This is a genomic window from Xanthomonas sp. NCPPB 3570 (genome assembly GCF_056725115.1).
Genome location: NZ_CM161513.1, coordinates 4,132,789 through 4,157,919, shown reverse-complemented (window position 1 = coordinate 4,157,919; position 25,131 = coordinate 4,132,789). Strand labels below are relative to the sequence as shown.

Genomic DNA, 25,131 nt, shown 5'->3' with positions numbered 1-25,131 from the left:
CCCGAATCCCCAATCCCCGCCCCTCAAAACTCGAACTGCACCGCCAGCCGCGCTGTCCGCGGCGCGCCGAGGAACAGATAGTCGTCGCCTTCGTAGGCGCCGACGTCGCGCCAATAGCGCTTGTCGGTGAGGTTGTCCACGCTCAGTCGCAGCGTGGTCGGCACCGCGCCCAGGCGCGTGGCGTAGCGGGCGCCGAGGTTATAGACGCTGTAGCCGCCGACGGCGACCTGGCCGCCGCGGTCGGCGTACTTGGCGCCGCTGTACTGCGCGCCGCCCAGCAGCGCCAGGCCGCTGACGCCGGGCACGTCCCAGCTGGCCTGGGCGCTGGCACGCAAGCGCGGCACGTTCAGTGCCTGATGGCCTTCGTCGCCCGGCGTGCCGGTGTCCTCGGCGCGCGCGCGGATGCCGGCGACGCTGGCCTGCAGGTGCAGGCCGGCGCCGAGCGTGCCGGCGGCAGACAGTTCGATGCCGCGGTTGTGCAGGCGGCCCTGCTGCACGAACAGGAAGCTGCCGTCGGCCTGCGGCTGCGCGTACTGGTCCGCCTGGCGCATGTCGAACAGCGCCGCGCCCAGGGTCAGGCCGTCGCGCTCGTACTTCATGCCGGCCTCGCGCTGGTAGGCGCTGGTCGGCGCGAGGATGCTGTCGGCGTTGCTGGCGAACCACGGCGCGGTGCCGCCCGGCGCCAGGCCCTTGGCGAAGCTGGCATACAGCGACAGCGACGGCTGCAGCTTGAACAGCAATGCCGCCTGCGGCAGCAGCACCGAGCGGCGCGTGCGCCGGGTCAGCATGCCGTCGCGGTCCCAGGCGCGTTCGTCGTAGCGTACCTGGCGCGCGCCCAGCAGCAGTTGCCAGGCATCGCCGATGCCGATGCGGTCGCTGGCCAGCAGCGCGGTCTGCTCGCTGTCCAGGCGCCGGCGCTTGGGGCCGAGCGTGGCGTCAGCCGGCGCCAGCAGCGGCGGGTCGGCATCGATGTTGCCGCTGCCGATCATCTCGTTGATCGAGCCGTGCCGGTCGATGGTGCGATGCAGATAGTCGACGCCCACCTGGAACTGGTGCTGCAGCACGCCGGTGCTGGCGCTGCCGCTGGCGATCGCCTGCAGTTCGTCGTTGCGGCGGCTGTCGGCCGGGCTGCGGTAGTCGTAGATGTCGTAGTCGCCTTCGCGGCTGAAGTGGTTGGGCACCGCGTCGCCGGCGCAACTGGCCGCGCCGTAGCAGCCCCAGGCGAAGCTGGAGTAATCGTCGATCAGCGCGCGGCTGTGCGACGCGGCCACACGCAGAGTCCAGGCGTCGCTGAAGCGGTATTCGTAGCGCGCCTGCGCATTCAGCGCCTCGATGCCGACCGGCTTGGACCACGGCTGGTAGGCGAGCAGGCGATGCACCGACACCCCGCTCGGCAACTGCGTGCCGCCGAGCAACTGGTAGCCCGGCACCGAGCGCTGCTGGCGGTCCTGGTATTCCACGTCCAGTTGCAGGGTCGATTGCGGATCGATGTTCCAGTCCGCGGCCAGCGACAGGAAGTTGCGGTGGCCGTCGGCGTGATCCACATAGCTGCGCAGGGTCTCGTGCGCGGCGTTGACGCGCAGGCCGAACTGGCGTTCGCTGCCGAACCAGTCGCCCAGGTCCACCGCCGCGCCGCGGCTGCCGTCGTCGTCGCCGCTCAGCACCAGGCTGCGCACGTGCTGCGGGCGCTTGGTCTGGTAGTCGATCACGCCGGCCGGGGTGGTGATGCCGGACAGCACCCCGGACAGGCCCTTGAGCACCTGCACCTGCTCCTTGTTCTCCAGCGCCACGTTCTGCTCGCCGGCGATGGTCAGGCCGTTGATGCGGTAGCTGTTGGCCGCATCCAGCGAATAGCCGCGCACCAGGAAGTTCTCGTAGTAGCCGATCGGCGCGTAGCTGTCGCCGACCGCGGCGTCGGCGCGCAGGACCTCGCTGAGCACGCGCACCTGGCGGTCGGACAGCTGGTTGCGGTCGATGGTGGCGATCGCCATCGGCGTGTCCAGCAGCGGCGCATCGCCATAGCCGCTCAGGCTGCTGCGGTTGTGCGATTGCCGGCCCTGCACGTTGACCGCGTCCAGTTCGACCGGGGTCTGCGTGCTGGCGGATGCCGGCGCATCGTCGGCGGCCAGGGCCGGCAACGGCAGGGCGGTGGCCAGGGCCAGCGCGAGGGCGTGCGGAGCGGGGAAACGGCGGGTGGGAAGCATGCGGAACGACCTCGGGCAAACGAAACAAAAGTGGGAAGCGGCAGCGCCGCGCGGTGCGTGCGCGGCAGGCGTGACCGCGGACGTGTCGGGGTGGATGCGACGGTTCATGGCGCGGCCGCGGCACGCCGCTGCAGGTGTCGCAGCAGGCGCTGGCCTTCGTCATCGCCGAACCAGGCGGCGTGGCCGAGCAGGTAGCGGCGGTAGGCGATGTCGGCGTGCGCCTGCGAGCCGGTGATGCCGGCGAAGTACTCGATCTCGCTGAGCGCGAAATCGGCATGCACCAATGGCAGCAGCGCGGCTAGCAGGCGCAGGTGCGCCGCGTCCAGCGGCAGCAGGGTGGAATAGCCGTGCAGCAGCGCATCGAGCTGGTCGAGGTCGGCGACGGCGGTGCCGCCGTCGTCCAGTTGCAGCCACGGGATCAGGTTGCGCTCGATCGCGGTGGCCAGGTCGAACAGGGCGAAGCTGCGATCGGCAAGACCGAAATCGAACACCGCGCTGACCGTGCTGGCGGCGCCGTGGCCGCGCCACAGCAGGTTCGAGGCGTGCCAGTCGCCATGCGTCCACAGCGCCGGCGGCGGCGTCTGCAGCAGCGGCCAGGCCTGTGCGTGCCAGGGCAACAGGAGCGCGCGCAGGTCGTCTTGCCAGTCGTGCCGCTGCAGCCACGTCGCCAGCGCCGGGCGCCGCGCCAGATCCTGCTGCAGCGCCTGCACCGGCTGCGGCTGGGCGAACAGGCGCAGGTTGGCGACCAGCACCGTGGTGCTGCGCGGAGGCGCGGTGTAGTCGGCGGCGGCGCGGTGCAACGCCGCCAGCGCGTGGCCGGCGGCGGCGGCATGGGCGGTGTCGGCGAACGGCGTCCACGACATCGCCTCGCGGTAGCGGTCTTCGCCCGCGCCGGCGCGCATCACCTCGTAGGTCCAGTGGCCGCGCCGCACCGCGCTGGCGCCGTCGCGGTCGCGCAGCACCTCCGGCACCGGCACGCCCTGCGCGCGCAGGTGGGCGATGAAGGCGTGCTCCTCGCCCAACGCGTGCAGATCGCGCACGCGGCGGTGGTGGCGCTTGACGAACAGCGTGCCGACGCCGGTCTCGACCTCCGCCGCCGCCGAGAACGGGCGCGGACTATGCCAGCGCAGTCCGCGCAGGTGACCGGGCAGGGCGTACTGCTGCAGCAGCGCCTCCACCTCGCCGTCGGACAGCGGCGGCCAGTCGGCGGCCACGGTCTGCGTGCCCATGCCGTGCATCTGGTGGCGGGCGCTCATGCGCATGCCTCGCAGCGCAGGCGCGACCCGGCGCGCCGGACCCGCCGCCGCACGCCAGCCCCGGCATGCGCGGCGGCACTGCCATTGCGAGTGGTTGGTCTAGACCAGGGGCGGGGAGGCCTGGGGCAGGGCCCGGTCGCGCGATCGGGAGCGGAGAAGCGGGCGCCGCCGGCATCTCGGCATGCGCGCGGGCTCGGGCGGCGCGCGCGGTCTGCGGGGTGGGGCGGCAGCCTGGGACAGGAAACAACGCTGACCGGCATCTGCACTGGGCGAAGGAAAGGACACGGATCGCTCCGTCTCCCGCACGTGCGGGCCGCAAACGGCCGCGCAGCGCACGGGGCGCAGAGTATGCGCGGCAATCGCCGCCGCCGCCATGCCCGCCGCGCGCGTGGTGGGCAGCGCATGCGGGATAATCGGCCGATGAGCGAACAGCAGATAGCCGTGGTGGTGGTGACCTACGAGAGCGGCAGCACCATCGACGCCTGTCTGCAGCGGCTGCGCGCGGCGGCCGGGGTGGCACAGATTCGGGTGGTCGACAACGCCTCGCGCGACGACACGCTGGCGCTGGTGCAGCGGCATGCGCTGGACGATGCGCGGGTGCGCTTCATCGCCAATCCCGACAATCCCGGTTTCGCCACCGCCTGCAACCAGGGCGCCGCGGCCAGCGATGCGCCGTGGCTGGCCTTCGTCAATCCCGACCTGATGGTCGAGCCCGACACCCTGGCGCAGTTGCGCGCGCAGGCCGCCGCGCTCGGCGAGGCGCTGCTGGGCGTGGAGCAGGTCGACGAACACGGCCGCGCCGACGCCGCGGTGCGCCGCCGTGACCCGGACTTCGCGGCGATGCTGCGGCATCCGCTGGCCGGCTCGCGGCTGGCGCTGGCGGCCGACCCGGCGCAGCCGCTGCAGCCGGTGCCGGCGCTGTCCGGCGCGCTGATGCTGCTGCCGCGCGCGCTGTTCGTGCGTATCGGCGGCTGGGACGCCGGCTACCGGCTGCATGCCGAGGATCTGGACCTGTGCCGCCGGGTCCGCCAGGCCGGCGCCACCGTGGCGGTGCTGAACACTCTGCGCGTGCTGCACGTACGCGGCGTCTCCAGCCGCAAGCGGCCGTGGTTCGTCGAGTGGCACAAGCACCGCGGGCTGTGGCGCTACTTCCGCAAGTTCGAGGCGCCCAGCCGGGCGTGGCCGGTGCGGGCGGCGGTCTGGGCGGTGATCTGGCTGCACGCCTGGGTCACCTTCGCCCGGCTGTGCTGGCGTCGCCCAGGCTGAACGAAATCGGCGCGCGCCGCGCGCGCGTGCGGCATGGCAGCATAAATTCGCTATATTGGGAAGTGCGTCACTTAACAAATGACGTGTTCCGCCGATTTCCTCCTGGACCGCGCCTGCTTTCCGGTTCGGGGGACCCCCACCAGGAACTCAACCATGCATGATTTCGACGGCGTGCGTCCGCGCACCCACGCGCGTGCCTGCGCGTCTGCTGTGCCCATGCCCGGTGCCCGCCGCGCCACGCCCGCGCGCCGCGCGCGGCTGACGCTGGCGCTGCTCGCGCTGGCGGCCGGCCCCTGCTGGGCCAGCGCCTGGGTCGACGAGGCCGGCCACGGGCTGGTGATCCTCAAGGCCAGCCACACCGATGGCGGCGCGGTGTTCAACAGCCACGGCCAGTCCGGCAACTTCCCGGATGCCGGGCGCAGCCGCCAGGACCAGCTCAATCTCTACGGCGAATACGGGCTGAGCGCGGACCTGACCCTGGTCGGCAACTTCTATTTCAGCAAGGTCGGCTACCGCAACGACAGCGGCTACGGCGACCGCCGCAGCAGCGGCTGGTCCGACCAGGAAATCGGCCTGCGCTACCGGCTCGACCCGGACGGCCGCGACGGCCCCTGGCAGGGCGCGCTGCAGGTGCTGGCGCTGGTGCCCGCGTATGCGCGCCAGCGCGATGGCGAGCGGCCGGCACTGGGCCAGGGCGACTACGGCGCCGAGTTGCGCTACAGCGTGGGCCGCGGCTACCGCCTGGGCGAGCACGACGGCTATGTCGACCTGGGCACGGCGGTGCGCCTGCGCGGCGGCGACGCCTCCGACGAGGCGCGGCTGGACGTGTCCAGCGGCGTGGCGCTGGCGCCGCGCTGGATGCTGATCGGCGAGTTCAACGTGATCCAGAGCCTGGGCAACGGCAAGGGGCCGAACCGGATCTACGCGCCCGGCGACAACACGCCGATCCGCGGCAACAACTTCGATTTCAGCAAGCTGCAGGCCTCGGTGCTGTACACGCTGCCCGGCGGCACGCAGTTGCAGCTCGGCTACCAGCAGCCGGTGGCCGGGCGCAACACCGGCGGCGCGGGCGGTCCGTTCGTGGCCGCCTGGTGGCGGTTCTAGCCGTGTCCGGCGAACACGAGAGCGTCGCCGCCGAGGCGAGCGTCCCCGGCCGGCTCGGGCGGCTGCCGACCGAGGGCGGCCTGCAGGCGCCGATCGGCGAGGCGTTGGTCGCCGCCGGGGTGATCGATCCGCCGCAGCTGCAGAACGCGCTGTCGCTGCAGGCGCGCTGGCGCTCGCGGCTGGGCGACGTGGTGCTGGCCCAGCGCGGGGTTGCGCCCCTGCGCTTCTACACGGTGCTGGCGGAGCATTTCGGGCTGCACTTCGTCAATCTGCTCAAGCAGCCGATCGACCCGGCGCTGTTCCAGCCGGAGCGGCTGGCCGACTACGCGCAGCGCCTGGTGCTGCCGTGGCGCGAGGAGGACGGCCACCTGGTGCTGGCGGTGGCCGATCCCGGCCCGGAGACCTTCTCTTGGGCGCGCGCCACCTACGGCGAGCAGGTGCGTTTCGTCGGCACCTCCAAGTTCGACATCGTGTGGAGCCTGCAGCAGCACGCCGACGCGCAGCTCACCCACGATGCGTTGAACCTGCTGGCCGAACATGCGCCGGAGCATTCGGCGCGGCAGGTGATCACCCGCGCGCAGTCGGTGTTCCTGGTGGCGCTCACGGTGGTGCTGGCCGCGGCCCTGGCGCTGTGGCCGCTGGTCACCCTGATCGCGCTCAACACGCTGATCGCGGTGGCGTTCCTGGCCACCTTCGGGCTGAAGCTGGTGCTGGCCTGGCGCGGTGCGCGGCGCCGCATCGACATCAAGGTCAGCGACGAGGAAGTGGCCGCGCTCGGCGACGAGGACCTGCCGGTCTACACGGTGCTGGTGCCGATGTACAAGGAGCCGGACGTGCTGCCGATCCTGGCCAACGCGCTGCGCCGGCTCGACTACCCGACCTCCAAGCTGGACGTGAAGCTGGTGCTGGAGGCCGACGACACCGAGACCATCGAGGCGGCCAAGGCGCTGGGCCTGGAGGCGTTCTTCGAGATCATCCGGGTGCCGCCGTCGCAACCCAAGACCAAGCCCAAGGCCTGCAACTACGCGCTGCGCTTCGCCCGCGGGCAGATGCTCACCATCTACGACGCCGAGGACAAGCCGGAGCCGGACCAGCTCAAGCGCGTGGTCGCCGCGTTCCGCAAGTCGCCGGCCGACGTGGCCTGCATCCAGGCGCGGCTGAACTACTACAACGCCGACGAGAACTGGCTCACGCGCATGTTCACGCTCGAATACACGTTGTGGTTCGACTTCTACCTGCCGGCGCTTGAGACCCTGCGCATCCCGATTCCGCTCGGCGGCACCTCCAACCACTTCCGCCTGGACATCCTGCGCAAGGTCCACGCCTGGGACCCGTACAACGTCACCGAGGACGCCGACCTGGGCGTGCGCCTGACCCAGCAGGGCTACCGGGTCAGCGTGGTCAACTCGACCACGTTCGAGGAAGCCAACGTCAGCATCCCCAACTGGATCCGGCAGCGTTCGCGCTGGCTCAAGGGCTACATGCAGACCTGGCTGGTGCACATGCGCGACCCGGTGCAGCTGTACCGCTCCACCGGCGTGCGCGGGTTCTGGGGCTTCCAGCTGTTCGTCGGCGGCACCTTCTTCACCGCGCTGGCCGCGCCGCTGATGTGGCTGAGCTACGGGCTGTGGCTGGCGGTGGGCTCGAAGTTCTTCGACCCGTTCTTCCCGCCGGCGCTGCTGTACCTGAGCCTGCTCAACCTGCTGCTCGGCAACGGCTTCCTGATCTACATGACCCTGGTGGCGGCGTTCAAACGCGACTACTTCCGCCTGGCGCCCTACGCGCTGACCGTGCCGCTGTACTGGCTGCTGCAGTCCATCGCCGCCTACAAGGGCCTGTGGCAGCTCATCCGCAACCCGTTCTACTGGGAAAAGACCACCCATGGCATCAGCAAGCACATGGCCGAAGAGCGCCGCGCCGCGCTCGACGACTGACGCGCCGCCGCGCGCGCGCGGCACCGCGGTGTTCGTGTTCACCGCGGTGCTGCTGGCGCTGCTGTGCCACCGGCTGCTCGCGCACGGCTACATGAGCGACGACGCGATGGCGCAGTACGCCAAGCTGCTGCTGTTGCGCGACGCGGCCGGTTTCCGCATCGAGTACCTGGGCTTCCTGTACGCGCAGGCCTCGCTGTACCTGGGCGTGCTGATCGGCGGCCTGCCGGGCCTGTCCACGCCGTTGCTGCCGTACCTGGTCGACGTGCTGGCCGGGGCGGCGCTGGTGACCCTGCTGTGGCGCGACATCGCCGCCGGGCTGGGCCGCGGCTGGGCCTGGGCGCTGAGTGCGGGTGTGGTGATCCAGCCGTTCTTCCTGTGGCCTACGCTGTCCGGCAACAACCAGGGCCTGGGCCTGCTGGTGTTCTACGTGGCCGCGCGCGCGCTGCGCCATTTCCGCGACGATCCGGAAGCCTTCGCCTACCTGCGCCTGGCCGCGAGCCTGTGCCTGCTGTTCTTCGTCGACGAACGCGCCTGCTTCCTGGCGCTGGCGCTGGCGCCGTGGCTGTTCCTGATCGCGCCGCCGCGGCTGATGCGGCAGGCGCCGCTGGCCTTCTACCTGGTGTGCTACCTGCCGTTCCTGTTCGCGGTGGGGGCATGGATGTACCTCAACTACATGTTCTTCGGCGATCCGCTGCTGTTCGTGCGCGACGCCACCTCTGCTTTCCGCGGTATCTCTGCGCAGGCGGCGCTGCAGCCGTGGCTGCAGCAGGCCGCGGCGCGGCCGTGGTGGCCGCCGCTGTGGCTGCTGCTGGCAGGTATCGTCAGCGCGCCGCTGTTGCTGTTGCTGCGCCACACCCGCGACGGCGATACCTGGCGCAGCGTGCTCGCCGCCATCGCCACCGTGCTCGGTGCCGGCACGCTGGCCACCTGGGCGCACTTCAGCGCGCAGCCGCTGGACTTCCTGGCCCTGCTGCTGGTGCCGGCCGCGCTGGTGCTGGGCGACCTGCGCCGCAACGCGCGCTGGCTGGGCCTGGCGCTGCTGCTGGCCGGCGCGGTGTCCAGCGGCTGGGTGATCGCGCGTACCGCCACCTCCACCACCCGCGACTGGATCGCCGCGCTGCAGGCGCCGGCGCCGCCGCGGCATGCCGACGCCGCGCAGTTGGGCACGTGGCTGGCCGAGGCGCGGCTGCCGACCCTGCTCGACGACCGCGCCAGCTATCCGGTGATCGTCGCCCGTGGCGACGCCAGGCAACTGATCCTGCCGTTCGACCCGCGCTTCAAGCAGGCGCTGGTCGATCCGCGGCAGATGCCGGCGCAGGTGGTGGTGAGCGACCCGGCCAGCCAGGCCGGCGCGCTGGACAGCCTCAACCGGCGCTTCCCGCAGCTATGGCAGCAGGGCCTGCCGGGCTACAGTCTGGTCTACCACCAGGGCATCTACCGGGTATGGCGCCGATTGCCGTGAGACTGCTGGCCGCACTGCTGTTGGCGCTGAGCGCCGGCGGCTGCAGTGCGGCGCCGGCGCCGCCGTGGATGGGCGCCAACGTCAAGGTGTCGCCGCAGGCGCCCTGGGGTAGCGCGGCGGCGCAGCAGTCGCTGCGGCAACTGGCCGAGGCCGGCGCTTCGCGCGCGCTGTTGGTCGCCTTCGTCTGGCAGGCGTCGCCGCAGTCTTCGGCCCCGGTGCTGGGCAGCGACAGCAGCCCGGTGCTAGTCCGCGCCGGATTGCGGCAGATGCGCGCCGCCGGCCTGCAGCCGGTGCTGAAGGTGCATCTGTGGATTCCCGGACACTGGGCCGGCGAGGCCGCGCCGGCCGATCGCGATGCCTGGTTCGCGGCCTATCGGCGCGCGCTGCTGCAACTGGCCCAGGTCGCCGCCAAGGAACGCGCCAGCGCGCTGATCGTCGGCACCGAACTGCGCCAGCTGCAGGATGCGCCGCAGTGGCCGGCGCTGCTGGCGGCGGTGCGCCAGGTCTATCGTGGCCCGATCGGCTACGTCGCCGACGGCCTGGAGCAGGCCGAGCGCTTCGGTTACTGGGACCGCTTCGATTTCGTCGGCACCAGCCTGTATCCGGCGCTGGCCGCCGCGCCGGAGCAACGGCGCGCGCAGATGCGCGCGGCGGCCGCGCGGGTACAGGCGCTGGGCGAGCGCAGCGGCCGCCCGGTGTGGGTGGCCGAGCTGGGCCTGCGCTCGGCGCACGGCAGCCTGGCGGCGCCGTGGGAAAGCCCGGAGCAACGCACGGCCGAGGTCGACACCGCGTTGCAGGCGCAGGTGCTGCGCGAGTGGCGCGACGTACTCGACGCGCAGCCGCGCATCGCCGGCATCGCGCTGTGGTGCTGGTACACCGATCCGGACGCCGGCGGCGCGCGCGACAGCGATTTCACCGTGCAGCACAAGCCGGCGCAGGCGGTGCTGAAGCGGTGAGGGTCAGGGATCAGGGGCGCGCTTCGCCCTTGGCAGGAGTCAACTGTCATGCAACCACGACGAACGGAGTAGGCGGACGATCTGACCTCGGAAGCCGTCGTGACTGATCCCACAAAAGGGCGGCGAGAGTCCCTCCCACATCACGTCCGGACACCGATCAGCGCGAGTCCTTTTGGGAGTCGCAGTCGCTTGGCTTTGGCTGTTGCCCTTGCTTTTGACTTACCGGGTTCCCTTCCGAAGCGGCGGCCGTGCCGGGGAAAAACCCCGAAGGGGCGGCGCACATGGATGTGCGCCGTTCGCGGCAGGGGCAGGATGCCCCTTCCGCGAATCCCCGGCATGGACGCGGACCCAGAGCGCGTTAGCGCGGAGGGCGCGAGGCAGGATGTGCTTGACCAGCCTTCGGCTGTGGTGAAGCGCTTCTTTTGGTTACTTTTCTTTGCACAAGCAAAGAAAAGTAACTCGCCGCAAGGCGAAAGCTTTGCTCTTGCACTCGCTGTCACCATGGCTGAATTGTGCGGCATCAGCCGCGGCCGCACCTTATCGGAACGCCCGGTCGCGGCTGACGCTCCCACAGAAAAGCACGAAGACGGAGCCTGCAACGCACTGAGCGCATAATCGGCGGATGATCATCGACTCGCTGCTGGACACCGACCTCTACAAGTTCACCATGATGCAGGCGGTGCTGCATCAGCATCCCGGCGCGCAGGTGGAATACCGCTTCAAGTGCCGCACCCCGGGCATCGACCTGGCGCAGTACCTGCCGCAGATCTCCGAAGAGATCGACGCGCTGTGTGCGCTGCGCTTCCGCGAGGACGAGCTGGACTACCTGCGCGCGATGCGCTTCATCAAGCCGGATTTCGTCGATTTCCTGGCGCTGTTCCACCTGGACCGCAAGTACCTGCAGTTGCAGGCCTCGACCAGCGTGCCCGGCGAGATCGAGCTGCGCATCCGCGGGCCGTGGCTGCACACCATCCTGTTCGAGGTGCCGCTGCTGGCGATCGTCAACGAGGTGTGGTTCCGCAACGCCGGCGGTGCCGACCATGCCGAAGGTCTGCGCCGCCTGCAGGCCAAGATCGCGTTGCTGCGCGACACTCCGGGCTACGACAACTGCGCCATCGCCGACTACGGCACCCGCCGCCGCTATTCGCGCGCCTGGCACGGCGAATTGCTGCCGGTACTGCAGCAGACCCTGGGCAAGCAGTTCGTCGGCACCAGCAACGTGTACTTCGCCCGCCGCTATGGCCTGACCCCGCTGGGCACGATGGCGCACGAGTACCTGCAGGCGTTCCAGGCGCTGGGGCCGCGGCTGCGCGATTCGCAGGCGGCGGCGCTGGAATCGTGGGCGCGCGAGTACCGCGGCGATCTCGGCATCGCGCTGTCGGACGTGGTCGGCCTGGACGCGTTCCTGCGCGATTTCGATCTGTACTTCTGCAAGCTGTTCGACGGCATGCGCCACGATTCCGGCGATCCGTTCGAGTGGGGCGAGCGGATCCTGGCGCACCTGCAGCGGCACCGGGTGGATCCGCGCAGCAAGATCCTGGTGTTCAGCGACGGCCTGGACATCGACAAGGTGATGCGGCTGTACGCGCATTTCCGCGACCGCTGCATGCTGGCGTTCGGCGTCGGCACGCACCTGACCAACGACCTGGGCCTGGTGCCGCTGCAGATCGTGATCAAGATGGTCCGCTGCAACGGCCAGCCGGTGGCCAAGCTCAGCGACTCGCCCGGCAAGACGCTGTGCGACGACCCCGCCTATCTGGCCTACCTGCGGCAGGTGTTCCAGGTGCCGGCCGAGGAGCAGCCCTGAGCCGGGAATGGCCGGCCTGTGCGCGCCGACCGCTGGCGGCCGGGCAGCGGTCGCATTTCGGTATGCGAGGGCTTTGCTGTGAAGAAAGAGTGAGATACACTGCATTGCAAAGTGAGAACTGTGTCGCAATAGTGACGGCCGCCAGCGGCCGGTCCGAGGCGCCACAGCCGCTACGCCGTTGTCGTTCCGTCCCTGGCCAGAGACTTCCTCGATGAGCGTTCACGCGTTGCAGACCCATTACCGCACCCACGCCTGTTCGCGGCAGTGGCGCGGTTTTCTGCGCGCGCTGGCCGAGGAATTCGCCGCCGAACTGGGCGCCGAGGACCTGGCCCTGCTGATGGCGCGCATCGGCCGCCGTTTCGCGGTCGAGCACCCGGTGGGCGCCTGCAACACCCTGCAGGAACTGGAGGACGCTGCCAACCGCGTCTGGGACCGGCTGGAATGGGGCTACGCGCGTTTCGAGGAGCACGCCGACCGCGTCGAGTTGCTGCACGCCGGTTCGCCGCTGCACATCGGCCTGGCCGGGCAGGCCAGCGGCGCCGACGGCTTCCTGGAAGGGGTGTATCAGGCATGGTTCGTGCAGGTAGGGATGTCGTCCGGCCTGGGCGTGCGTGCGTTGTCGTCCGGGAACGAAGACCTGCGGCGTTTCGTGCTGGCCAGGGCCGGCTGAACTCGGCGGTAGCAACCGATTATTTTCAGATCGTCATGAGGGGCGTCATGTCCAAGAAGTCCAAGCAGACGGGTGCCGAAACCGGCGACGACGTCTCCAGCCTGTTCGCCAAGCTCGGCAGCAGCGGTGCCACCGCGTACCAGGATTTCTCCGCCGACCGGCTCAGCGCCGCCGAACCGGCCGCCGCGCCGCCAGCGGCGCCTGCCGCACCGGTACCCGCCGCGCCGGCGCCGGTGTTGTCGGTGGTACGCGCCGCGATCGAGCCCAGGCCGGCCGTACCGGTGCCTGCCGCGCCGTTGCCGATGGCGCCTGCCGCAGCGGCGGCGGCTGCGCCGGCTGCCGGCACGGCCGCCGCGACCGGCACGCCGTTGCAGCAGCTGTTCCAGCGCTTGCTCGAGGTCGGCCGCGAGGCCACAGTGCCGGCGCCGGGCGGACCGCTCAAGCGCTTCTTGAATCGTTGATGTCACGCGGCGCCTGCGGGCGCCGCACCTGTTTGCCGTCGCCGCGCGGTGGGGAAGACCGCGCGCCGACCTCCTCCCCTTGTTAGGAATCGCCGATGAGCGCTGCCTCCGCGTCGCGTGCCGCGCGCCCGCTGCATGTCCTGGCCAATTGGTCGCTGTGGCTGCTGGGCGCCGTGTTGCTGGTCTTCGTCGTCGCCATCCCGATGGATGTGCCGCAGCAACTGCTGTTCTCGCTGGTGGTCTTCGCCGCGGCCATGCTGCTGCGGCGCAGCGGCAGCCGTTTGGCGATCCTGGTGATGATGGCGCTGTCGCTGGCGGTGTCCTCGCGCTACATCTGGTGGCGCCTGACCCAGACCGTGGGCATGAGCAGCCCGATCGACCTGAGCCTGGGCCTGGGCCTGCTGCTGGCCGAACTGTACGCGTTTGTGATCCTGGCGCTGGGCTACTTCCAGGTGCTGTGGCCGCTCAACCGGCGGCCGCTGCCGCTGCCGGCCGACCAGGGGCAATGGCCCAGCGTCGATCTGTTCATTCCCACCTACAACGAACCGCTGTCGGTGGTGCGCTCGACCATTCTCGCCGCCAGCGTGATGGACTGGCCGGCCGACAAGCTCAACATCTACCTGCTCGACGACGGCCGCCGCGAGGAGTTCCGCGCGTTCTGCGCGCAGGTCGGCATCCACTACGTCACCCGCACCAACAACTTCCACGCCAAGGCCGGCAACATCAACGCTGCGCTGAAGAAGTCCAGCGGCGAGTACGTGGCGATCTTCGACTGCGACCACATCCCCACGCGCTCGTTCCTGCAGGTGGCGATGGGCTGGTTCCTGCGCGACGCCAAGCTGGCGGTGGTGCAGATGCCGCACTACTTCTTCTCGGCCGATCCGTTCGAGCGCAATCTCGGCAACCACGGCAAGGTGCCCAACGAGGGCGAGCTGTTCTACGGCCTGCTGCAGGACGGCAACGACCAGTGGGACGCCACCTTCTTCTGCGGCTCGTGCACGGTGATCAAGCGCAAGCCGCTGGAGGAAGTGGGCGGGGTGGCGGTGGAGACCGTGACCGAGGATGCGCACACCGCACTGAAGCTGCACCGTCGCGGCTACCGCAGCGCCTACATCGCGGTGCCGCAGGCCGCCGGCCTGGCCACCGAGAGCCTGTCCGGCCATGTCGCCCAGCGCATCCGCTGGGCGCGCGGCATGGCGCAGATCGCGCGGCTGGACAACCCGCTGCTGGGCAAGGGCCTGCGCCTGTCGCAGCGGCTGTGCTACGCCAACGCGATGCTGCACTTCTTCTACGGGCTGCCGCGCATCGTCTACCTCACCGCGCCGCTGGCCTTCCTGTTCTTCGGCGCGCACGTGATCCACGCCTCGGCGCTGATGATCCTGGCCTACGCGCTGCCGCACATCCTGCAGGCCAACCTGACCAACCTGCGCACCCAGGGCAAGTTCCGCCACCTGCTGTGGAACGAGGTCTACGAGACCACCCTGGCCTGGTACATCCTGCGCCCGACGCTGGTGGCGCTGTTCAATCCCAAGCTCGGCAAGTTCAACGTCACCCCCAAGGGCGGCCTGGTGCCGCGCAGCTACTTCGATGGGCAGATCGCCAAACCCTATCTGTTCCTGCTGGTGCTCAACCTGGCCGGCCTGGCCGCCGGCGTGATGCGCCTGCTCAGCGTGCAGGCCGGCGGCGAGGCGCAGACGATCTGGTTCAACCTGGCCTGGACCGCGTACAACGTGCTGTTGCTCGGCGCCACCATCGCCACCGCCAGCGAGATGCGTCAGGTGCGCCGTTCGCACCGCGTGCCGCTGGACATCCCGGCCACGCTGCACCTGGCCGATGGCCGCGAACTGGATTGCCGCACGGTCAATTTCTCCACCGGCGGCATGGCGCTGCGCCTGCTCTCGCCGGTGCCGGTGGAGCCGGACTTGCCGGTGGAGATCGCGCTGCCGCAGCGCGGCAGTTCCAAGCGCCTGCCGGCGATGGTGCGCCACGACCGCGACGGCGAAATCAGCATCCAGTTCCGACCGATGTCGATCGAGCAGGAGCGCTGGCTGGTGGCCTGCACCTTCGCCCGCGCCGACATCTGGGTGTCGCAGTGGGGCCGCCACGACCGCGACCGCTTCTGGGTGTCGCTGGGGCGCGTGTTCGCGGCCAGCATGCGCGGCTTCAAGCGCCTCGGCCAGCACGTTGCCAGCAGTGCGCGCAGCGGCTGGCGCGGCCGCACCGCCGGCGAGGAGGCTGCGCCGTGAGTCGTCGTTGCGTTGTGTCGCGTTCCTTCCTCTCTCTCATTTCCTTCCGGTTGCCGTCGATGCGTCTACCCGCCCTGGCTGCGTGCTGTCTCACGGTCCTCTCCGGCCTCGCCCTGGCCCAGGAGCCGACCCTTCCCGCCACCGCGCCGGCGCCCGCCGCCGCCGCGACCGCCACGCCGCAGCCGGCGCCAGCCGAACGCGAGCGCTCGGCCACGCTCAAGCAGCTCGGCGTGGACTACGAGATGACCCTGCGCGGCATCCAGGGCAGCGCCGGCATCGCCTTCAGCACCCGCACCGACGAAGTGGTGCAGGCGGCGAACCTGCATCTGGTCTACAGCTATTCGCCCGCGCTGCTGCCGGACCTGTCGCACCTGAAAGTCAGCGTCAACGGCGTCACCGTGGCGACCCTGCCGGTCAGCCGCGAGAACGCCGGCAGGCTGCAGCAGAGCGACGTGCCGATCGATCCGCGCCTGATCAGCGACTACAACCGGCTCAACCTGCAACTGATCGGCCACTACACCCGCGACTGCGAGGATCCGGACCACACCAGCCTGTGGGCCAACATCGATCCGGCCACGCGGCTGTCGCTGACCGCCACGCCGCTGGTGCTGCGCAACGACCTGGCGCTGCTGCCGGTGCCGTTCTACGACAAGCGCGACACGCGCCGGCTGGAACTGCCGTTCGTGTTCCCGCAGCGCCCGGACCTGGCCACGCTGCGCAGCGCCGGCATCGTCGCCTCCTGGTTCGGCGCGCAGGCCGGCTACCGCGGCGCCGCGTTCGGCGTGACCATCGGCGACGTGCCGGCCACCGGCAATGCGGTGCTGTTCGCCACCGCCGCGACCCTGCCGGCGGAACTGGCGACGACCCAGGCCGGCCTGAGCGAGATCGCCGGTCCGACCCTGGCGATGATCGCCAACCCGCGCGATGCCACCGGCAAGCTGCTGCTGGTGCTGGGCCGCGACGACAACGACCTGCAGCAGGCCGCTACCGCGCTGAGCCTGGGCACGCCGTTCAATGGCCCGGTGGCGCGCATCGGCGAACTCAAGCAGGCGCAGCCGCGCAAGCCCTACGACGCGCCGAACTGGATCTCCAGCGATCGGCCGGTGCACTTCGGCGACCTGGTGGCGCAGACTTCGCAACTGAACGTCAGCGGCTACCACCCCGACCTGATCCGGGTCGGCCTGCAGCTGCCGCCGGACCTGTTCGTGTGGCAGCGCGACGGCATCCCGGTCAACCTGCGCTACCGCTACACGGTGCCGGAGACGCAGAACAAGTCCGCGCTCAACGTCAGCATCAACGATGCCTTCGTCACCACGCTGCCGCTGACCGGTCACGCCTATGCCGAGTCGCTGCCGCTGCGCTGGTGGCACGAACTCTCGCCCAAGGGCGCGATGCCGGTGGAGCAGAAACTGCTGCTGCCGACCGGGCCGTTCTCGGCCAACAGCCAGCTGCGCTTCCATTTCTTCTTCGACCGCCCGCAGGCGCAGGCGTGCAAGAACACCTTCCCCGACGTGTCCGGCGCGATCGATGCCGATTCCAGTGTGGACCTGCGCTCGTTCCATCACTACATGGCGATGCCGAACCTGGCCGCGTTCGGCAATGCCGGCTTCCCGTTCACGCGCCTGGCCGATCTGTCCGAGTCCACCGTGGTGGTGCCGGACGAGATCGGCGACCAGGACATGGCCAACCTGCTGACCCTGCTCGGCCGGCTCGGCGCGTCCACCGGCTACCCGGCGCTGCGGGTGACCCTGATCCATGCCGCCGAGGTCGACCAGCACGCCGACAGCGACCTGCTGGTGTTCGGCAGCCTGCGTTCGCAGCCGCTGTTCCAGCGTTGGAGCGCGGCGCTGCCGATCGGCGACGGCGCCAGCGGCCGGCGCTTCTCGATGAGCGACTGGGTGCTCGACAAGCTGCCCGGGTTCCTCTCGTTCGACGCGCGCCGCACCGATCTGCCGACCACCGCCGAGGTCGCGGTGAAGCCGGCGCCCGGCGATGTGGTGCTGATGGGCTTCCAGTCGCCGCTGAAGGCCGGACGCAGCGTGGTCGCGCTGCTGGCCGAGGATCCGGCCAGCGTCGAGGACTTCTTCGACGCCTGGCTGGAGCCGGCCACGCTGAAGGACTTCCAGGGCAGCGTGGTGCTGCTGCAGAGGGGCAAGGTGCGCAGCCTGGCCGGCGACCAGACCTACTACGTCGGCCACCTGCCGCTGCCGACCTGGGCGCGCTGGTACTTCTCGCAGCATCCGCTGCTGCTCGGCCTGGCGGTGGTGGTGCTGAGCGTGCTGCTGGCGCTGGCCGCGCGCGTGGTGCTGCGCCGGCATTCGGCGGCGCGGTTGCAGGAAGGACAGTGAACGCACACCCCGGCCAACGCCGGCGCTTGCTCGGCGGCCTGCTCGCCGCCGGTGCGGCGACGCTGCTGCCGCCGGCGCGCGCTGCGCTGGCGGTGGCGCCGGCCTGCGCGCCGTGGCGCGAGTGGAGCGCCTTCGTCGCCAAGCACCTCGATGCCAGCGGGCGGGTGATCGATTTCCAGCACGCCGACCAGCGCAGCACCTCCGAAGGCCAGTCCTATGCGCTGTTCTTCGCGCTGGTGGCCAACGACCAGGTGCTGTTCGAGCGCGTGCTCGGCTGGACCCGGCACAACCTGTGCGGCGGCCGCCCGCAGCAGGTGCTGCCGGCCTGGCTGTGGGGCCGCGCCAGCGACGGCAGCTGGCGCGTGCTCGACGGCAACAGCGCCAGCGACGCCGACCTGTGGATCGCCTACGTGCTGCTCGAGGCCGGGCGCCTGTGGCAGCGGCCCGGCTACACCCAGGCCGGCCTGCAGATGCTGGCGCTGGTGCGGCGCGCCGAGCTGGCCGAGCTGCCCGGGTTCGGCAGCATGCTGTTGCCGGCGGCCAAGGGCTTCGTCCAGCCGCAGCGCTGGACGCTCAATCCCAGCTACCTGCCGCTGCAGTTGCTGCGGCGCTTCGCCGCGGTCGATCCGAAAGGGCCGTGGGCCGGCCTGGCCACGCGCAGCGCGCGGATGCTGCGCGACAGTGCGCCGGTCGGGTTCGCACCGGACTGGATCGCCTGGGACGGTCGCACGTTCGGCGTCGATCCGGACAAGGGCGCGATCGGCAGCTACGACGCGATCCGCGTGTACCTGTGGGCCGGCATGCTCGATGCCGCCGATCCGCTGCGCAAGGCGCTGCTCGACGATCTGTCCGGCCCGCTGCAGCAACTGCGCGCACAGGGCCGCCTCGACGAGAAGATCGACACCCGCCAGGGCGTCGGCAATGGCCAGGCGCCGCCCGGTTTCGCCGCGGCGCTGCTGCCGTACCTGAGCGCGCTGCGCGAACCGGCGCTGCTCAAGGCCCAGGCGCAACGCATTCCCGCGCCCGGCGACACCGCCGCGGCCCGGCTTCCCTACTACGACCGGGTGCTGATCCTGTTCGGACGCGCCTGGCTCGACAACCGCTACCGCTTTTCCGCAGACGGCGCGCTGCAGCCCGCCTGGAGAACCCAATGCTCCGCATGAACCTCAAGCCCCTGTACCTGGCCGGCATGATCGACCTGTGCCTGCTCGCCGGCAGCGCGCAGGCGCAGAACGCCGGCGCCACCCAGCAACTGGTCAGCCAGGGCAACTACTGGCACGACCAGGGCCGCGACGATCTCGCCGCCGACGCCTGGCGCAAGTTGCTGCAGGTCGATCCGAACCAGCCCGACGCGCTGCTGGGCCTGGCCCAGATCGACCTGGCGCAGGGCCGCCAGACCGATGCGCGCAAGCGCCTGGCACAGCTGCAGAAGGCGCATCCGCAGGCGCCGCAGACCCAGCGCCTGGCGATGTCGATCGGCGGCATCGGCGACAACGCCGACCTGCGCAACGCACGCCGCGCCGCCGCCGCCGGCCGCTACGTGGACGCGGTGCGCGCCTACCAGGCACTGTTCGACGGCAAGGGCCCACCGGACTCGCTGGCGCTGGAGTACTACCAGGCGCTGGCCGGCACCCCGCAAGGCTGGGACGGCGCCCGCGACGGCCTGCGCCGCCTGGCCGCCGCGCAGCCGGACAACACCGCCGCGGCGCTGGCGCTGGCGCAGGTGCTGACCTACCGCGAACCGTCGCGGCGCGAGGGCATCGCCCAGCTCGCCACGCTGAGCAAGCGCACCGACGTCGCCGGCCCGGCCCGCGCCGCCTGGCGCCAGGCCCTGCTGTGGCTCAACGCCGGCCTCGCCGATGCGCCGCTGTACCAGGCGTTCCTGGCCGCCAATCCGAACGATGCCGAGGTCGCCAAGAAGGCCGCGCAACTGCAGGAACGCCGCGCGCAAGGCGTTGGCGACCCAGCCGGCGAACAGCTGGGCGAGGGCTTCAAGGCGCTCAACGCCGGCAACCTGGCGCTGGCCGAGCAGCGTTTCGCGCAGGTGCTGCGCGCGCGTCCGCGCGATGCCGAGGCGCTCGGCGGGCTGGGCTCGGTGCGGCTGCGCCAGCAGCGTTTCGGCGAAGCGCAGGAACTGCTGCGCCCGGCCGCGGCCGCCAACGGCAAGTGGCGCAGCGCGCTGGACAGCGCGCGCTACTGGCTGCAGTTGCAGCAGGCGCAGGCCGCACGCACCCGCGGCGACACCGACGCCGCGCTGCGCCTGGTCCAGCAGGCGGTCAAGCTCAAGCCCGAGGAAGCCGCCGGCTACGCCCTGCTGGGCGATCTGCAGTCGGCCAGCGATGCTGCCGCTGCCGAGAAGAGCTACCGCGAGGCGCTGCGCCTGCACGCCGACGATGCCGGCGCGCTGCAGGGCTTGATCGCCCTGTACAGCCGCCAGGGCCGCGCCAACGAGGCCAGTGCCTTGTTCGCCAGGCTCAGCCCGGCGCAGCGCCAGCAGGCCGGTGGCGAGTCGGCATTGAAAGCCAACCTGCAGCGCGCCCGTGCGCAGCAGGCGCTGGAGGCCGGCGACACCGTCACCGCGCAGAGCGAGCTGGAGAAGGCGATGGTCGACAACCCGGGCGACCCGTGGGTGCGGCTGGACCTGGCGCGGCTGTACCAGCAGGCGGGGCGTCCGGACCAGGCGCGCAGCGTCATGGACGGCCTGCTCGCGGTGCACGGCGACATGCCCGAGGCGCTGTACGCCAATGCGCTGCTGGCGCAGGAACGCGGCGACTGGGCCGGCGCCTATGCCAGCCTGGAGCGCATCCCGGCCAGTGCGCGCACCGCCGAGATGAGCGCGCTGCGCAACACCGCCTGGGTGGAACAGCAGGCGGCCCAGGCGCGCCTGCTGCAACAGCAGGGCCGCGGCGGCGAAGCGCAGTTGCTGCTCGGCCGCACCGAGGCCGCGCTGGGCGAGGCGCTGGAGCAGCCGGCGCTGCTGGCGGCGATGGCCGGTGCCTATGCCGACATCGGCAGCAACCAGCGTGCGCTGACCCTGGCGCAGCGTCTGGTCGCGCAGAACCCCTCCACTGAAGCGCGCCTGCAGTACGCCGGCGTGCTGCTGCGCGCGCACCAGGACGCCGAGCTGGCCGCCACCCTGCGTCAGTTGCGCGACAGCGAGATGAGCGCCGAACAGCAGCGCCGCTACCAGGCGCTGCGCAGCGGCTACGTGCTGCGCCAGGTCGATGCGCTGCGCGAACTCGGCAACCTCGAAGCCGCCTACGACGCGCTGGCGCCGCTGCTGGCGCAGCAGAACCAGGATCCGCAGGCGGTGGCCGCGCTGGCGCGGCTGTACGCCGCCGCCGGAGACCAGCGCCAGGCGCTGGTGCTGTACCAGCAGCAACTGCAGCAGTCGCCCAACGACCTGGACACGCTGATCGCCGCGGCCAACACCGCCGCCGCGCTGCGCGACCTGCACAGTGCCGAGGACTACCTGCAGCGCGCGCTGGCGCAGGCGCCGGATTCGCCGCAGGTGCTTGCCGCTGCCGGGCGCGTGTACCGCAGCGCCGGCAAGAACCGCAAGGCCGAGAGCTATTTCCGCGCAGCGCTGGCGGCGCAGGCGCGCCAATCCGGCCAGTACGACAACGGCCTGCCGGCCGCCAACGGCCCGGCGTCCTACGCCGCGGCCGGGCGCCCGCTCAACCCGTTCGCCGGCATGAACGGACGCATGCCGCGCAGCGCCGCGGTGGTGTCCGACAGCCTCGGCGGCGGCGCGCCGGCCCCGGCCTACGCGGCGTCCGCGCTGCCGACATCCGCGCCGGCGATGAGCGCCGGCGACGACCTGCCGCCGCCGGCCAGCGCCAGCGCCGCGGGCTTGGCCCTGGCCGCGTTGCCGGTGCCGGGCCAGCGCGCCACCACCGCCCGCACCGCGCCGCGCGCGCTGCCCGACGAGGACGGGCTGCTGGCCGCCGCGCCGCGCGCGTCCCTGCGCCAGCCGGCCGCACCGGCCACCGCCGCCGGCGGCTCCAGCGTGCTCGACGAACTGCGCGAGGTGCAGGCGGAGAACAGCGACAGCCTCGCCACCGGCGCCAGCTACCGCGCCCGCGACGGCGAGGCCGGCCTGGGCCGGCTGCGCGATCTGGAAGTGCCGCTGCACGGCGAATTCGCGGTGGGCGAGGGCAAGCTGCAGGTCGACGTCACCCCGACCCTGCTCGACGCCGGCACGCTCGGCACCGACTACGCCACCGCCAGCCGCTTCGGCGCCGGCCCCGCCGCGGCGATGGGCGATGCCCTGGCCGCCGACCGCACGCCGATCGACAGCCTGGTCGGCAGCGACCTGTACCAACTGCTGCTCACCGAGGGCAACAGCAACGCCACCCGCAACGCGCTGCGCACCTACGCGGTCAACAGCGGGCTGTACAACAAGCTGTTCAACGACACCGACCCGGCGCTGACCAACGCGCAGCGCGAGGCGGCAGCCCTGCAGGCGCTGTACGCCGAACCGCTGTCGGCGTTCCTGCTCGGCAACACCGCCGCCGACACCGCGATCGGCACGCTGGCCGGCGCCATCCTCGGCGATGCCTCGCGCAGCGCCGACCTCAGCACCGCCGACATCGCCCGCTTCCGCAACCTCGCCGCCAACCCCACTGCCGCGGCGCTGACGCCGGCCGGCTTCAGTCAGGCGCTGTACACCATGGCCGCCAACGGCAACGGCGCGCGGCGCATGGACCAGGACGCGCGCGGCGTCGGCATGGCGGTGACCTACAAGAACGGCGGCTTCAGCGCCGATCTCGGCAGCACGCCGGTCGGCTTCCCCGAGCGCCGCATCGTCGGCGGCGTCGGCTATCGCGGCCAGGCCGGCGACAACCTCACCTATTCGGGCGAGGTGTTCCGCCGCGCGGTCAGCGACAGCCTGCTGTCCTTCGGCGGCGTCGACGACGGCCGCACCGGGCTCGGCTGGGGTGGCGTGACCAGCAACGGCCTGCGCCTGTCGGCCACCCTCGACAACGGCCTGCTCGGCGGCTACGCCAGCGCCAGCGCCGACCGCCTGGTCGGCCGCAACGTCGCCAGCAACGACCACCGCCAGGTCGACCTGGGCGTGTACGTGCACGCGCTGGACACCGAGAACCAGTCGCTGACCGCCGGCCTCAACCTGACCGCGATGCAGTACGACAAGAACCTGGGCGGCTACACCTACGGCCAGGGCGGCTACTTCAGCCCGCAGGACTACGTGGATCTGGGCTTCCCGGTGCACTGGAGCGGGCGCACGGCCGGACGCACGGTCAACTGGAGCGTGGACGCCAGCGTCGGCGTGCAGCATTTCCGCAGCGACGACAGCCCGTACTTCCCGACCAGCGCGCAGATGCAGCAGGCCGCCTACGACGCTGCCTCGCTGGCCGCGCTGCTGGGGCTGACCGACCGCTACGTCGCGCCGGTCTACGCCGGGCAAAGCAAGACCGGCATGTCCTACAACATCGCCGGCGCGGCCGAATGGCAGATCGCCCCACAACTGTTCCTGGGCGGCCGCCTGCTGCTGAACAACGCCCGCGACTACACCCAGTTCAGCACCAACCTCTACGTGCGCTTCGTGCTCGACCGGCTCGGCGCCGGCCTCGGCCGCCGCCCGCAGGTGCTGGCCTCGCCGTACGTGCCGGAGTAGGGCGCAGCAAGCGCGCTGCTCCCGTCGTAGGAGCGGCTTCAGCCGCGACAGGCGTTCCCATGAAACCTGTCGCGGCTGAAGCCGCTCCTACGACGTTGTGTCGGCGCTTTGCTGAAATGCAGATATCGCACCGCTGCAGACAGTCGCTGGGGCACGGTACATCGCCGCCCCGCTGCACGCGCCGCCGCCACGGCGGATAATCGCGGCCATCCCCGCACAGGATTCCGCCATGATCCGCGACATCATCCGCATGGGCGATCCGCGTCTGCTGCGCCAGGCGCCGCCGGTCACCGACTTCGACAGCGCGCAATTGCACGCGCTGGTGGCCGACATGTTCGAGACCATGGATGCCGCGCGCGGTGTCGGCCTGGCCGCGCCGCAGATCGCGGTGGACCTGCAGTTGATGGTATTCGGCTTCGAGCGCAGCGCGCGCTATCCGGACGCGCCGCCGGTGCCGCGCACCGCGCTGGCCAACGTGGAGATCGAGCCGCTGTCCGACGACCTGGAGGACGGCTGGGAAGGCTGCCTGTCCATTCCCGGGCTGCGTGCGGTGATTCCGCGCTACCGGCACATCCGCTACCGCGGCGTGCTGCCCGACGGCACCCCGCTGCAACGCGACGCCGAAGGTTTCCACGCCCGGGTGGTGCAGCACGAGCACGACCACCTGATCGGTCGGCTATATCCCTCGCGCATCCGCGACTTCGACAAGTTCGGCTTCGAGGACGTGCTGTCCTACGACTTGTAGGGCCGGCATCGAGATCGCGCTGTGTGTTTTCGTAGATACCGTCTTCCCCTCTAACAGGCAAGGGCCTTTTGAGGGAGGAAGGGCGTGCGGGATTTGAGCACGCCGTAGGCGATATGCAGCAGCTTGCGCATGGCGGCGCAGATGATCTGCTTGTTGGCCTTGCCGCGTTCGCGCAGGCGTTGTTTGAGCGCGCGCACGACCGGGTTGTGGGTCATGGCGACCAAGGCCGGCAGGAACAGGCCGGCGCGCAGGCGTGGGGAGCCGGTGCGGGAGATGCAGACCTGGCCCTGGCGCTTACCCGACTCCTGCAGCCGTGGATTCAACCCGGCAAAGGCAGTCACCGCCGAGGCGTGAGAGAAGCGCTCCACGTTGCCAAGCTCCGCCAGCAACAACGCTGCGCTCCTGTGGGCAATCCCGTCGATGCTGACCAGCAGCTCGCGCTGCCCGCGCAGGGTCGGATCCTGGTCGATTTGGTCGTCAATGGCCCGTTCGATCTGGGCGATGCTCGCCTGGAGCTGGCTGATGATCTCCAGCAGCGAGTCGCGCACCACCGGCGCGGCGACATCCAGGCGATTGCGCTCCATCTGCAGCATCTGCAGCAGGTCGTCCCGGCGGCGCACCAGCGCCTTGAGATGCTTGAGGGCCGGCGGATCGGGCTGCCACGGCCGCAATTGCGACGCATGGCGCAGGCCATAGCTGGCGATCAGCTTGGCGTCGCTCCGGTCGGTCTTGACCCGAGTCAGCTGGCTGCGCGCATACAGCGCCGTCTGCGCCGGGTTGAGGACACACACCCGGTAGCCCAAGGCGTGCACGAACTCGGCCAGCGCCTCGTGGTAGGTGCCGGTGGCTTCCATCACGATCCAGCTGTCCGCCTGCGCGTGGGTCTGCAGCCACGTGCGTAGGGTCTGGAACCCCGTGGGATCGTTCGCAAGCTTGGCTTTGGTGCGGTACTTGCCGTTGGCCAGATCGATGGCCAGATCGAAACTGTGTTTGGCGACGTCGATACCGACGACTGGGGACATGGGGAATTCCTC

General features: G+C 70.9%; 16 protein-coding genes. 13 read left to right on the top strand and 3 right to left on the bottom strand.

The window, feature by feature from the left end:
* Window positions 1-23: 23 nt before the first annotated feature.
* Together AC1PLR_RS17880 and AC1PLR_RS17875 are read right to left on the bottom strand one after the other, a co-directional pair.
* Window positions 24-2,204 carry a TonB-dependent siderophore receptor gene (locus AC1PLR_RS17880; RefSeq protein ID WP_481101849.1) on the bottom strand — a complete coding sequence of 727 codons (2,181 nt, stop codon included), beginning with the start codon at window positions 2,202-2,204 and terminating at the stop codon, window positions 24-26.
* A 104-nt stretch (window positions 2,205-2,308) separates the two neighbouring features.
* A complete protein-coding gene (locus AC1PLR_RS17875; protein WP_481101848.1) occupies window positions 2,309-3,460 on the bottom strand; it encodes a phosphotransferase enzyme family protein in 1,152 nt (383 codons plus the stop codon).
* A gap of 420 nt (window positions 3,461-3,880) precedes the next feature.
* Here AC1PLR_RS17875 and AC1PLR_RS17870 point away from each other — a divergent pair, with 420 nt between their 5' ends.
* The 13 genes from AC1PLR_RS17870 (at window position 3,881) to AC1PLR_RS17810 (ending at window position 24,097) form a co-directional block, all read left to right on the top strand.
* Window positions 3,881-4,726, top strand: coding sequence for a glycosyltransferase family 2 protein (locus AC1PLR_RS17870; RefSeq protein ID WP_481101847.1), 846 nt, complete (start codon window positions 3,881-3,883; stop codon window positions 4,724-4,726).
* A gap of 153 nt (window positions 4,727-4,879) precedes the next feature.
* Window positions 4,880-5,830: a hypothetical protein gene (locus AC1PLR_RS17865; protein ID WP_481101846.1), complete on the top strand. Its 951-nt coding sequence runs from the start codon at window positions 4,880-4,882 to the stop codon at window positions 5,828-5,830.
* A gap of 2 nt (window positions 5,831-5,832) precedes the next feature.
* Window positions 5,833-7,764 (top strand): glycosyltransferase family 2 protein, encoded by a 1,932-nt coding sequence (locus AC1PLR_RS17860; RefSeq protein WP_420007929.1) that lies wholly within the window; start codon window positions 5,833-5,835, stop codon window positions 7,762-7,764.
* Window positions 7,712-9,226: a hypothetical protein gene (locus AC1PLR_RS17855; RefSeq protein WP_481101845.1), complete on the top strand. Its 1,515-nt coding sequence runs from the start codon at window positions 7,712-7,714 to the stop codon at window positions 9,224-9,226. The genes AC1PLR_RS17860 and AC1PLR_RS17855 overlap by 53 nt, the downstream gene beginning before the upstream one ends.
* Window positions 9,208-10,182, top strand: a complete 975-nt coding sequence (locus AC1PLR_RS17850) for a glycoside hydrolase family 113 (RefSeq protein ID WP_481101844.1) — start codon at window positions 9,208-9,210, stop codon at window positions 10,180-10,182. The genes AC1PLR_RS17855 and AC1PLR_RS17850 overlap by 19 nt, the downstream gene beginning before the upstream one ends.
* Before the next feature lie 622 nt (window positions 10,183-10,804).
* The gene (gene pncB / locus AC1PLR_RS17845) at window positions 10,805-11,989 is read left to right on the top strand and encodes a nicotinate phosphoribosyltransferase (protein ID WP_481101843.1); all 1,185 of its coding nucleotides are present in this window, start codon (window positions 10,805-10,807) and stop codon (window positions 11,987-11,989) included.
* A gap of 211 nt (window positions 11,990-12,200) precedes the next feature.
* Window positions 12,201-12,659: a cellulose biosynthesis protein BcsD gene (gene bcsD / locus AC1PLR_RS17840; protein ID WP_481101842.1), complete on the top strand. Its 459-nt coding sequence runs from the start codon at window positions 12,201-12,203 to the stop codon at window positions 12,657-12,659.
* 47 nt (window positions 12,660-12,706) lie between these two features.
* Window positions 12,707-13,120 (top strand): hypothetical protein, encoded by a 414-nt coding sequence (locus AC1PLR_RS17835; protein WP_481101841.1) that lies wholly within the window; start codon window positions 12,707-12,709, stop codon window positions 13,118-13,120.
* A 95-nt stretch (window positions 13,121-13,215) separates the two neighbouring features.
* On the top strand, window positions 13,216-15,366 hold the full coding sequence (gene bcsA, locus AC1PLR_RS17830) for a UDP-forming cellulose synthase catalytic subunit (RefSeq protein WP_481101840.1): 2,151 nt from the start codon (window positions 13,216-13,218) through the stop codon (window positions 15,364-15,366).
* A gap of 59 nt (window positions 15,367-15,425) precedes the next feature.
* On the top strand, window positions 15,426-17,714 hold the full coding sequence (bcsB, locus tag AC1PLR_RS17825) for a cellulose biosynthesis cyclic di-GMP-binding regulatory protein BcsB (RefSeq protein ID WP_481101839.1): 2,289 nt from the start codon (window positions 15,426-15,428) through the stop codon (window positions 17,712-17,714).
* Entirely contained in the window at window positions 17,711-18,877 is a 1,167-nt protein-coding gene (gene bcsZ / locus AC1PLR_RS17820; protein WP_481101838.1) for a cellulose synthase complex periplasmic endoglucanase BcsZ, read from the top strand. The genes bcsB and bcsZ overlap by 4 nt, the downstream gene beginning before the upstream one ends.
* Window positions 18,865-23,352, top strand: a complete 4,488-nt coding sequence (locus AC1PLR_RS17815) for a cellulose synthase subunit BcsC-related outer membrane protein (protein ID WP_481101837.1) — start codon at window positions 18,865-18,867, stop codon at window positions 23,350-23,352. Before bcsZ ends, AC1PLR_RS17815 begins: the two co-directional genes overlap by 13 nt.
* Before the next feature lie 229 nt (window positions 23,353-23,581).
* On the top strand, window positions 23,582-24,097 hold the full coding sequence (locus tag AC1PLR_RS17810) for a peptide deformylase (protein ID WP_010341952.1): 516 nt from the start codon (window positions 23,582-23,584) through the stop codon (window positions 24,095-24,097).
* Between the two features lie 50 nt (window positions 24,098-24,147).
* Here the strand turns inward: AC1PLR_RS17810 and AC1PLR_RS17805 are convergent, their stop codons facing one another.
* Entirely contained in the window at window positions 24,148-25,119 is a 972-nt protein-coding gene (locus AC1PLR_RS17805; protein WP_481101059.1) for an IS110 family RNA-guided transposase, read from the bottom strand.
* Window positions 25,120-25,131 lie beyond the last annotated feature (12 nt).